The sequence below is a fragment of the Paenibacillus sp. FSL R5-0473 genome, assembly GCF_038004565.1.
GTDB classification, from domain to species: domain Bacteria; phylum Bacillota; class Bacilli; order Paenibacillales; family Paenibacillaceae; genus Paenibacillus; species Paenibacillus amylolyticus.
In genome coordinates this window covers 3,531,420-3,542,998 of record NZ_JBBORL010000001.1, presented here as the reverse complement: position 1 = coordinate 3,542,998, position 11,579 = coordinate 3,531,420, and the positions used below count along the sequence as shown (strand labels likewise).

Annotated in this window: 9 protein-coding genes; all 9 read left to right on the top strand. The window is 46.1% G+C overall.

The features are described 5' to 3' along the window. Positions 1-67 precede the first annotated feature (67 nt). The 9 genes from MKY28_RS15360 (at position 68) to MKY28_RS15320 (ending at position 11,405) form a co-directional block, all read left to right on the top strand. The gene (locus MKY28_RS15360; RefSeq protein ID WP_076318458.1) at positions 68-1,753 is read left to right on the top strand and encodes an extracellular solute-binding protein; all 1,686 of its coding nucleotides are present in this window, start codon (positions 68-70) and stop codon (positions 1,751-1,753) included. Positions 1,754-1,942: 189 nt separating this feature from the next. Further along, on the top strand, positions 1,943-2,833 hold the full coding sequence (locus MKY28_RS15355; protein WP_017689297.1) for an ABC transporter permease: 891 nt from the start codon (positions 1,943-1,945) through the stop codon (positions 2,831-2,833). A 29-nt stretch (positions 2,834-2,862) separates the two neighbouring features. Next, positions 2,863-3,741: a carbohydrate ABC transporter permease gene (locus tag MKY28_RS15350; protein WP_036670224.1), complete on the top strand. Its 879-nt coding sequence runs from the start codon at positions 2,863-2,865 to the stop codon at positions 3,739-3,741. A 32-nt stretch (positions 3,742-3,773) separates the two neighbouring features. Then, on the top strand, positions 3,774-4,859 hold the full coding sequence (locus MKY28_RS15345) for a glycoside hydrolase family 53 protein (RefSeq protein WP_081745916.1): 1,086 nt from the start codon (positions 3,774-3,776) through the stop codon (positions 4,857-4,859). Positions 4,860-4,950: 91 nt separating this feature from the next. Further along, entirely contained in the window at positions 4,951-7,023 is a 2,073-nt protein-coding gene (locus MKY28_RS15340) for a beta-galactosidase (protein WP_036670227.1), read from the top strand. A gap of 208 nt (positions 7,024-7,231) precedes the next feature. Then, complete coding sequence (locus MKY28_RS15335; protein ID WP_036670229.1) at positions 7,232-8,671, top strand: NAD-dependent malic enzyme; 1,440 nt, start codon at positions 7,232-7,234, stop codon at positions 8,669-8,671. A 52-nt stretch (positions 8,672-8,723) separates the two neighbouring features. Next, positions 8,724-9,395 carry an HD domain-containing protein gene (locus MKY28_RS15330; RefSeq protein ID WP_143781049.1) on the top strand — a complete coding sequence of 224 codons (672 nt, stop codon included), beginning with the start codon at positions 8,724-8,726 and terminating at the stop codon, positions 9,393-9,395. Between the two features lie 300 nt (positions 9,396-9,695). Continuing rightward, positions 9,696-10,763 (top strand): FUSC family protein, encoded by a 1,068-nt coding sequence (locus MKY28_RS15325; RefSeq protein ID WP_017689291.1) that lies wholly within the window; start codon positions 9,696-9,698, stop codon positions 10,761-10,763. A gap of 180 nt (positions 10,764-10,943) precedes the next feature. Continuing rightward, positions 10,944-11,405 carry a hypothetical protein gene (locus tag MKY28_RS15320; RefSeq protein WP_036670231.1) on the top strand — a complete coding sequence of 154 codons (462 nt, stop codon included), beginning with the start codon at positions 10,944-10,946 and terminating at the stop codon, positions 11,403-11,405. The last annotated feature ends 174 nt before the right edge of the window (positions 11,406-11,579 follow it).

Below are 11,579 nucleotides of genomic sequence, written 5' to 3'. Positions count from 1 at the left end.
TCATAGGCTCAAAGGCCTGGTCAGCCTATAATGAAAGGGTAACCAAAACGATTTAAGGGGGAACAACATGAGAGCGCAATCAACAAAAAAGAGATTCTTGACGCTTCTCGCTACAACGCTGAGTCTAACTGTCGTTCTTGCAGGATGTTCAGGAGGCAGTGGGGGCGGAGATAGTGCAACACCAAGTACATCTGGAACCCAAAACGAATACAAAGAGAAATATGATCCGGCAGTTACTATTACTACAGCATGGGGAATCGATCCAGAGCTGAAATTTAAAAATGGCGAATCCATGGAAAATAACGTGGCAACCAAGTGGGCCAAAGAGCAATTCGGGATTGAAATCAAATCGTTGTGGTCAGTAACAGACACAAATGGAGCATTTGCAACCAAGCTTCGTCTTGCGATGTCATCAGGACAGGAAATGCCTGATATTGTAAACGTAGGTGATAATCTGCTTGCTCAGGATCTGATTGATTCTGGAATGTATCAAGAAGTAGGGCCACTGTTCGATAAATATGCTTCGGACACATGGAAAAAAGCAATTGAACAAGATCCAAACGTATGGAACCAGTATAGTCGTGATGGAAAAAGAATGGGTATCCCTGTTCTGGACTATGCCTACAACAATGATTACTTGCTCTGGATTCGTCAGGATTGGCTGGATAAGCTGAACATGAAGGCACCAAAAACCATCGACGAACTGGAAGCAGTGATGGAAGCATTCAAAAATAATAACCCTGACGGCTTGGCTCCTGATAAAGTCACTCCGCTCAGCATTGGTTTCAAAACTTCCATGAATACATGGATGGGAGACCCATCTTGGATCTTCGGAGCATATGGAACATTGCCGTTCCAATGGAATCTGGGGGAAGACGGCAAGCTGGAGTATGGCTCCATCAATCCGGGTATGAAGCAAGGTCTGACCAAATTGAGCGAATGGCTCAAAAAAGGATATATCCCGCAGGAAGCAGCTCTATGGGATGAGAACAAAACAGCAGAGCCAGCAGTTGCAGGAACTGCGGGTATTATTCCAGGACCTTACTGGATGAGTGGATGGCCACTTCTCGATACAGTGAAAAATGTACCGAGTGCCGTATGGAAACCAATTGAAATTCCGTCTGGTCCTGAAGGCAAAGCGATGCGTCACGGGACACAGTTCGTTAATGGTGTTACGTTGATCAAAAAAGATATGGCGCACCCAGAAGCATTCTTTACGTATCAGAACTACCTGTTCGACAATTATGCTGACCCGGCTCCGGGTAGCCAGTATGACAACGGTCTGTTTGCAGGCTATGACTATCAATTGGATGCAGATGGGAAACAAATGCCGATTGACGAGATCGAAGGTGGATACGTGAACGTTGTACGTTATTTGCTTGTTCGTGACGGTGCTCGTATTCCAGATGCACAGATGAAAGCTCTGATGAATTTGGCCAATGGCAAAGAGCCGGAAACCAAGCTTGAAAAAGATGTTGCTGTCAACTACGGTAAAGAGACTCCAGCAGCAGCGAAAGTGTTGCTGAGCCAAGAAGAAATTTCCTTCAAGAACATGTTCACAGGTCCGACAACAAAGACGATGAAATCCAAGCTTGACTATTTGAACAAAATCGAGAATCAAGCATTTAACGAAATTATCTATGGCAAAAATCCGGTTGATGCGTTTGATACCTTTGTACAAACGTGGAAATCCGGTGGCGGTGACCAAATTACGCAAGAGGTTAACGAATGGTATGACAGTGTGAAAAAATAATTACAAGGAGCGCCCAGACGACTAACGTCTGGGCGCTTTTTTTGTTTATTAGAGCTGAGGCAAAGTGGTTGAATTTGTGCCATTTATATTGCTTTTATGTGCTGTTTGGACCCCGTAAAAGGTTGATATAATCGCATTATAAGCCACTCAGGGAGTACTTGAGTAGGAAGAAATACAGGGGGAGCAATCATGAGAACTTTGAAACGCACTTGGCCATTCCACGTTATGCTGTTGCCAGCCATTATCTTTCTGATTATCTTCAGTTATGTGCCTATGGGCGGAATCATTATGGCGTTCCAGAACTACAAGCCATGGCTTGGGATTAGCGGTTCTGAATGGGTTGGGCTGGACAACTTTAGATATTTGTTTGAACGTGAAGACAGCTTACAGGTCATCTGGAACACATTAATTATTGCTGTACTTAAACTGATTTTCAATTTATTTGTTCCATTTGTTTTTGCCATTCTTTTGAATGAGGTTCGCAAGATGGCTGTACAGCGAACGATTCAAACACTCGTATATTTACCTCACTTCTTGTCCTGGGTCATTCTGGGCGGGATTTTGATAGATCTGTTGTCAACAGGCGGCTTGGTTAACCGGGTTCTGGGAACCTTTGGACTTGGGCCATATTTCTTCCTGGGAGACAACAGTTGGTTCCGATCTACGGTCATTCTGACAGATGTGTGGAAAGAATTTGGCTATAACATGATTGTCTTTCTGGCTGCCCTTGCCGGAATTAATCCAGCGTTGTACGAAGCAGCGGAGATTGACGGAGCAGGACGCTGGAAACAGACACTGCACATTACAATCCCTTCGCTTGTGCCGATGTTGATGGTTGTAGGAACACTGGCGCTTGGTAACGTACTGAATGCCGGATTTGACCAGATATTCAACTTGTATAACCCGCTCGTATATCAAACGGGTGACATCATTGATACATTCGTATATCGTTCCGCAATGCAGAATGGTGAGATGGGCTTTGCAACCGCGATCGGATTATTCAAATCGGTTATTAGTATGATCTTGATTCTTGTATCGTACAGCTTAGCCAAAAAATACGCTGGATATCGCATATTCTAAACGAATGAACAGAGAAAGAAGGGACCACGATGTATCATAAATCATTGCCTTATCGCGTGTTTAATATAGTCAATACCTGCTTTCTGATTTTGGTCGCCATTATGTGTATCGTACCAATGATTCATGTACTGGCAGTATCCTTTAGTACAAAGGCTGCTGCCGATGCCAATCTGGTCAATCTCTGGCCCGTAGGTTTTTCACTTGAGGCTTACAAAAAAACGATGAACAATCCAATTTTCTTGAACTCGCTCTGGATTTCACTTCTACGTACAGTGATCGGTACAGCTATTACCTTGCTGATTACGTTCCTGGCGGCGTATCCGTTGTCCAAAGAGAATAGTGAATTCAAAGGCAGAACGATCTACTCCTGGATTTTTGTATTCAGTATGATTTTCAACGGGGGACTGGTGCCGTTCTACATGGTTATCCAGAAGATCGGGTTGATGGATTCCTTCTGGGTACTGGTGCTCCCAGGAGCAGTTAACACATTCCTTGTCATTCTGATGCTGAACTTCTTCCGCGGTATTCCAAAAGAGCTGGAGGAAGCGGCGCTCATGGATGGAGCTAACCATTTCAGAACATTGTTCAGGATCTTCCTTCCCATTTCGATGCCGTCCATTGCAACAATTGCATTGTTCAGTATGGTGTTCCACTGGAATTCCTGGTTTGATGGATTGCTCTACATGAATAACGCCAAGGATTACCCACTTGCTACATTTATGCAAACGGTCATTATTGGACGTGATATGAGTAGCATGAGCATGAATCCAAAAGAAATGGAAGCTCTCTCTCAAACTACGGTAAGGGCAGCTCAGATCTTCATCGGAAGTGCACCGATCTTGATTGTGTATCCTTTCCTGCAACGTTTCTTTGTCAAAGGTATGACGTTGGGCTCAGTTAAAGGCTGAGCCTGTACCCCAAATTAATGGAGGTTGATACAGTGAGCAACTTGACGGAAAAGACATTCATTCTGGGAATGGATGTGTCCTTTATGGATGAAATCGAACAGCATGGCGGGAGTTATAGTGATGTGGATGGCAAGGAACAAGACTTGCTGTCCATCCTGAAGATTAATGACGCTAACGCGATACGACTTCGAATCTGGAATGATCCTGTTGGTGGATTCTGCAATCTGGAGCGGACGGTGGAGGTAGCCAAACGGATCAAGGAACAGGGCTTGAAATTTTTGCTTGATTTCCATTATTCTGATCGCTGGGCTGATCCAGCCAATCAATGGAAGCCGAAAGCATGGGAGCACCTGTCCTATGAAGAGCTTCAACGTGCGGTATGCATGTATACGGCTGACGTTCTGAGAACGTTGAAGGAACACGATGCGCTTCCGGACATGGTGCAGGTGGGCAACGAGATTACACCAGGCATGTTATGGAATGAGGGACGTGTCGGTGGAGAAGAGCATGATACGGATGAACAGTGGGAGCGTTTTGCAGGTCTTGTGAAGTACGGAATTGCTGCGGTCAAATCCGTTGACGCGGATATTCAGATTATGATACATATTGATCGTGGTGGAGATAACGCCGAGAGCCGCAAGTTTTACGATCGCTTTGAAGCACTGGGTGTGGAGTTTGATATCATTGGTCTCTCGTATTACCCTTGGTGGCATGGCACACTCGACGCATTACGTGACAATCTGCATGATCTGGCTGAGCGTTATGGCAAACCGATCAATGTAGTTGAAACCGCTTATCCATGGACGCTGGAGCAGCCGGAAGGCATTGAATGGATTTTGAATCAGGAAGATATGTTGTTACCAGGATACCCTGCAAGTGTAGAGGGACAGACCAAATATCTGAAGGATCTATTGCAGATTATTCGCGAAGTTCCTGGTGGTTTGGGTCACGGATTCTATTATTGGGAACCTGCCTGGATACCAAGTAAAGAAGAATGGTCCGTCGGTCATCCGAATAACTGGGGCAACCTCACCATGTTTGATTTTAAAGGTCGCAAGTTGGAATCGTTTACAGCACTTGCTACTGTTGAAGAATCAGATGTCGTGACATACGTGTAATCTAGCGTAATACGTATCGTCTGTGAAGTCGTTGTTATCGTTATCGTATATAAACTAAAAAAACAGTAATTAAAGCAAGGGAGTTGTCCTTATGACATACAAATTTCCACCTGTAAGTTCCAAAGCCCCGCACATGTTGCATGGCGCAGACTATAACCCGGAGCAATGGCTCCGCTATCCTGAAGTTCTGGAAGAAGATATTCGCTTGATGAAGCTTGCCAAGTGTAACGTGATGTCCATTGGTATCTTCTCGTGGGTATCCCTTGAGCCGGAAGAGGGCGTATACACGTTTGAATGGCTGGATCAGGTGTTGGATCGTTTTGCAGCAAACGGTATCTATGCATTCCTCGCTACACCAAGTGGTGCCAGACCTGCTTGGATGTCCGCGAAGTACCCGGAAGTGCTCCGTGTATCCGAGAAGCGTGTCCGCAATCTGCATGGTTTCCGTCACAACCACTGTTATACTTCCCCGGTATACCGTGAGAAGGTTACTGCGATCAACACAAAACTGGCAGAACGTTATTCGGATCATCCGGCTGTAATTGGCTGGCATATCTCGAACGAGTTCGGCGGAGACTGTCATTGTGATTATTGTCAGGAAGCATTCCGTGGTTGGGTTCAGAAGAAGTATAAAACACTCGATGAACTGAATCATTCGTGGTGGACCACATTCTGGAGCCATACGGTTACAGACTGGAGTCAAGTGGAATCTCCGGCGCCACACGGTGAGACACAGGTACACGCAATGAATCTGGACTGGCGCCGTTTCGTTACGGATCAGACAGCTGATTTTATCGTGCATGAAACGAAACCATTAAAAGCTCAGAATCCTGATCTGCCAGTCACAACCAACCTGATGGAATTCTATGGCGGTCTGAACTATTGGAAGTTCGCTGATATTCTGGATTTCCTCTCTTGGGACAGTTATCCGACTTGGCATGATGCAGATGACGACGCGAAACAGGCATCCCGGATCGCGATGATGCATGATATCGTTCGTTCCATCAAAGGCGGTCAGCCGTTCTTGCTGATGGAGAGTACTCCAAGTTCGACGAATTGGCAAGATGTCAGCAAACTGAAGAAACCTGGCATGCATCTGCTCTCTTCTCTCCAGGCTGTGGCACACGGCTCCGATAGTGTTCAGTACTTCCAGTGGAGAAAAAGCCGTGGGTCCAGTGAGAAACTTCATGGTGCGGTGGTAGACCACGTAGGAACGGAACACACTCGAGTGTTCCAAGATGTCACCGACGTAGGAACGGCTCTTGAAGGCATGGAAGCTATTGTAGGAACAGCGGTTCCGGCAGAAGTTGCAATCATATTTGATTGGGAAAACCGCTGGGCCGTTAATGATTCCCAGGGTCCGCGTAATATCGGTGTGAAGTATGAGCAGACGGTGGAAGAGCATTACGAAGCGTTTTGGAAAAAGGGAGTCGCTGTAGACGTAATTGATATGGATGCAGATCTGTCCAAGTATAAGTTGCTGATTGCTCCAATGCTCTATCTGGTACGTGAAGGTGTCGGGGAACGTATTGAGAAGTTTGTAGAACAAGGTGGTACGTTTGTAGCAACTTACTGGTCTGGTATTGTTAACGAAAACGATCTGTGTTTCCTGGGTGGATTCCCAGGCCCGCTGCGTAAGACACTTGGCATCTGGTCCGAGGAAATTGACGGACTGCATGATCGTGATCTGAACGGAATTATCCCTGAGAAGGGCAATGAGCTTCAGCTCAATACAGCGTATGATGCAATTGAACTGTGTGATCTGATTCATCTCGAAGGCGCGAAGTCCCTGGCTACGTACCGTTCTGACTTTTATGCCGGACGTCCGGCATTGACGGTTAACCAGTTGGGTTCAGGAAAAGCATATTACGTAGCGACACGTCTGAAAGCACCATTCTATGATGATTTCTATGCGAAGCTTATCGCTGACCTGAACATTGAGCGTGGACTTGAAACCGAGCTGCCTGCCGGAACAACGGCACATACGCGTACAGATGGTACAGCAGATTATGTGTTTGTACAGAACTACACGCCAGATGAGAAGCTGGTTAAACTAGATGGACAGTCCTATACCGATCTGCTCAGTGGTGATGCTGTGGAAGCAAGTCTCAGCTTGAAGCCATATGACATTTGTGTTCTGCGCAGACCGACTGCTCGAAAATAATATAGGTTCATCCTTACTTTATAAACGGAGTTAGGATAGACAAAGAGTGCCCTGAACGCCTGCATTGGTGTTCAGGGCATCTTTTTTAATTTTATGCATTTGGCTGTTGAACCACTTTTTCTGGACAAGATAAAGGATAAACGTGTCCGCGTAGCGAAGACAAACACGTAACATGTAACTCAAGACTTTCAGTCTGGGAGGAATGGAAATGAATCAAAGAAATCTGGATGGTAACAGCATTATTATTCGACTGGAAATGACAACTAAGGATATCAAGTTTGGCGAAGTGGCTTCGGTCATCTCGGAAGCTGGGGGAGACATCATTGCCATCGACGTGATTTCCACCAATCAGGATGTAAGCGTGCGCGACTTGACGGTCGCAGTTACAGATGCACAAGATAACAGTAAAATTATAGAAGGGGTGCGCCAGCTTAAAGGTGTATCCATTATTAATGTATCGGATCGGACGTTCCTGCTTCATCTGGGCGGTAAGATCGAAGTAACACCAAAGACCCCGATTCAAAACCGGGAAGATCTGTCACGTGTGTACACTCCGGATGTGGCTCGTGTGTGTTCAGCCATTTCAGAAGAACCCGGCAAAGCCTTCTCATTGACAATTAAACGGAATACAGTAGCCGTCGTATCTGATGGCAGTGCGGTACTTGGACTGGGCAACATTGGTCCCCGTGCAGCGATGCCTGTCATGGAAGGTAAAGCGATGTTATTCAAACAGTTTGCTGGTGTGGATGCTTTCCCAATCTGCCTGGACACACAGGATACCGAGGAAATCATACGTACTGTGAAAGCGATATCACCTGGTTTTGGCGGCATTAATCTGGAGGATATCTCGTCACCGCGTTGTTTCGAAATTGAACGTCGTCTGAATGAGGAATTGGACATTCCTGTATTTCATGATGACCAGCATGGCACAGCGGTTGTGTTATATGCCGGTCTGATCAATGCACTCAAACTGGTGGGCAAGTCCATTGAAGATGTGAAGATTGTGGTCTGTGGCATCGGTGCAGCAGGTGTAGCGTGCAGCAATATATTATTGTCAGCGGGAGCCAGCCGGCTTATAGGTGTCGATCGTGAGGGTGCGATTGTACGGACACAAACCTATGAGAATGAAGTCTGGAGTGATTATGCAGCTCGTACTAATCCCGAACTGGAGACTGGATCGCTGCGTGATGTCATTCGTGGAGCCGATGTGTTCATTGGCCTGTCCCGCGGGAATCTGTTAACTCGCGAAGATGTGCAGACCATGGCAGAAGATCCAATCGTGTTTGCAATGGCAAACCCGGTACCTGAGATTATGCCTGCCTTGGTGGAAGACATTGTGGCTGTAATGGCAACAGGACGATCCGATTATCCGAATCAGATCAACAACGTGTTATGTTTCCCGGGTATGTTCAGGGCAGTTTTGGATTGCCGAGCCACCGAAATTAATGAAGAAATGAAGCTGGCAGCCGCGCAAGCGATTGCTTCGGCCATTACCGACGAAGAGCGTACACGTTATTACATTATTCCGAGTGTGTTCAATGATAAAGTAGTCAAATCGATGCGCAGTCGCGTAATTGAAGCAGCTGTTAAGACGGGTGTAGCTCGACGTATTCCTCGTGAACAGGCCCGTGAAGGCGGGGAATCGTAAGATGTCAGAGAACCCTCTTCAACCTGGTGGGAATCTGCAAGAATTAGGGCACATGCATAATATAGATGGAATAACGGCAGGAGAGGCTGTTCTGCGCGCCGCCCGATCCTTTGTTCAAGGGGACTCATCCAAGCATAGTGATGGTCATGACTGGCCGCACATTGAACGGGTAACCGCACTTGCGGTTGAACTCGCTCACCGTATGGGTGCAGATCCATTTGTCTGCGAACTGGCTGCATTATTACATGATGTACCGGATGAGAAGCTGAATGAGAGCTTGGAAGCCGGGATGGCCAAACTGAATGACTGGCTGGATACCCAGCCTCTTGACCCGGATATACGTAATAAGGTTGTGGGTATTATTAGCACCATCTCATATGCGGGAGGACAGCGTGCTGCAGTCAGCTCGCTTGAAGCACAGGTTGTACAGGATGCGGATCGACTGGATGCATTGGGTGCGATTGGGATTGCGCGAACCTTTGCCTTTTCAGGCGCCAGAGGGCGCGAGATGTACGATCCTTCCCTTCCCCCACGGGAGCAGATGACCCGTGAGGAATATCGCAATGGGCGTAGCACAACGATAAATCACTTTTACGAGAAGTTGTTCAAGCTCAAGGATCTGATGAATACCTCCTATGGCAAGGAGCTGGCGGAACAGCGTCATGATTATATGGTGCAGTTTGTGGACCAGTTCAAAAGGGAATGGGAGGGCACGGACCGTTAGGCAGGCATAATAAGCATGAGCATTCCACAGAGGTATCATAAGTAACAGAGGCGAATCTTTGAAGTGGTGAAAATCCATTTTGAAGATTTGCTTCTTTTTGGGTTAATAATGTGTATTAACATACATAAAGGAATCAATTTCATAATACCTCTGACTTATGACATGGCAACGGAAGACCTTACATGGTACAATAAATCGTTCTCCTGAATGAATTCAGGCAAAAAAAGAAATATGGGGTAATAATGAACATGATTATCAAATGTAAAATTTCAGGTTCGGTAAAGAGGAGGGGGCATCACCATGTCGTTTGGTGCACGTGTACTTAAGACGGGGATCGCGGTCACGCTTGCCTTGTACCTAAGCAGCCTGTTCTTGAACCCGCAATCTCCCGTGCCTGCCGCAATCGCGGCTATATTCGCCATGCAGCCTTCCATCTATCGTTCCTGGAAATACTTCCTGGATCAATTGCAAACGACCACGCTGGGAGCTATTGTCGCCCTGGTGGGGGGCATGGTGTTGTCCAATGAGCCAATCGCCGTTGGATTAATTATTGTACTTGTCATCATGATCTGTCTTAAATTGAATATGGGTGAGACGGTTGGCCTGACACTGGTCACGGTTGTATCCATTATGGAAGCCTCGGGTGATTGGCATTTTGCACTCAATCGTTTTCTGTTGACATTGGTTGGTATTGTATCGGCGTTTCTCATCAACATTACGGTATTTCCTCCGAAACCGAAGGTTCAGTTCGTGAAGCAGATCCATAGTGTATTCAGCGGTATGTCGTTGCTTCTGCGAACTTCGATCTCGGATGAGATCAAGGAAGTTGTATTCCGGGAGGAGAAAAGTAACCTGGGCGGTTCCATTAAGTCTTTGTCCGACAAGTATAACTTGTTCGAAGAGGAACAGAAAAAGATGAAACGTTCGAAATTCAGCGAAACTCGTCAGATGGTGGTCTACAAACAAATGCTGCTGAGTTTGCAAAAAGGGTACGAGGTGCTGGATTCGGTGGAACGCCACTATTTCCAGGCACCGCGGACAACGGCCATGGATCAGTTTTTTGACTCACATCTTGAACTGGTTATCAAATTCCATGAGCATGCACTGCTCAAGTTCGAGGATAAGCTGAAACCTAATGGGGAAGAGGCCGCACAGTTTGTATTGGATAATGACCGTTTCATGGAGCAGGCGATCACCCAGTTTGATATCGACAAGGAAGGGATGTTACGATTGTCTATCGTGGCTGCTGCCATTTATGATTATGGATATCAGTTGGAACGTTTGAATCGACTTGCCGAACATGTGCATAGCGCCAGTGAAGACAAAGAATCACAGGACAAAATTTTGAATTGGCTTAAGTGGCCTTAGGCATGATTCGTAATCAAAAGTAGACTTTTTGAACAACCTCTCTACGTGCGAATTGCGTACCTGCTTGGCGATCATATACAATGTAGTTACAACATAGCCCGGACAATCGTGTCCGGGTTGTTTTGTCATACATACGGCTGAAGCGAATGAATGAATATTAACGAACTGAGGGATAGAGACATGATTATAGAGGAATTGGACGCTGAACTAATGGAATGGTTGAGTGGGACAAATCTGGAGCATAAACAGCATGAAGCCATGCAACTGCTAACTGTATCTGAGGATCAGTGGCCGCATCAGGCGATGATCAGTATGGGGGAAGTGATTGCGATAAATCCGCATCAGCTTAGACTGGCTCTATGGCCAGGTACACAGACCAGTATGAACATGAGCAAAACAGGCAAGGCTACCTTGATTGCGGTTCAAGGACATCGATTGCTGCATATCCGTATAGAAGTAGAACGGCTGCCTGAGATGAAGGGGGCTGTTCATCCGAGAGATCGTTTTGGAGCACAAGTGCTTCAGGTACGTGTGGATCACGCGCCATATGCGGAGATCACTTCAGGAATAACCTTTCAATTGAAGGATGAACTTGGAGCAATTACACGCTGGAAAGAGACAATTGAAGAATTACGAAAGTAGGCAGGAGTAGCTAGGTCAGTTGAGGACCCGGTGATTGGGTAATAATGAAGAAGAAAACAACAAAAAACGCCTCCGCTTGCATCGGGACGTTGTCACTGGTACAATAAAAAATGGTTTTCAGAAAATTAGAACTAATTAACATATAATTAAAATGTTTACTTTCTAATAATTATA

Excerpts from the sequence above, each read along its gene's own strand:
- MKY28_RS15350 (WP_036670224.1), top strand. The coding sequence starts at position 2,863 with ATGTATCATAAATCATTGCCTTATCGCGTGTTTAATATAGTCAATACC.
- MKY28_RS15325 (WP_017689291.1), top strand. The coding sequence starts at position 9,696 with ATGTCGTTTGGTGCACGTGTACTTAAGACGGGGATCGCGGTCACGCTT.
- MKY28_RS15340 (WP_036670227.1), top strand. The coding sequence starts at position 4,951 with ATGACATACAAATTTCCACCTGTAAGTTCCAAAGCCCCGCACATGTTG.
- MKY28_RS15355 (WP_017689297.1), top strand. The coding sequence starts at position 1,943 with ATGAGAACTTTGAAACGCACTTGGCCATTCCACGTTATGCTGTTGCCA.
- MKY28_RS15330 (WP_143781049.1), top strand. The coding sequence starts at position 8,724 with ATGCATAATATAGATGGAATAACGGCAGGAGAGGCTGTTCTGCGCGCC.
- MKY28_RS15360 (WP_076318458.1), top strand. The coding sequence starts at position 68 with ATGAGAGCGCAATCAACAAAAAAGAGATTCTTGACGCTTCTCGCTACA.
- MKY28_RS15335 (WP_036670229.1), top strand. The coding sequence starts at position 7,232 with ATGAATCAAAGAAATCTGGATGGTAACAGCATTATTATTCGACTGGAA.
- MKY28_RS15320 (WP_036670231.1), top strand. The coding sequence starts at position 10,944 with ATGATTATAGAGGAATTGGACGCTGAACTAATGGAATGGTTGAGTGGG.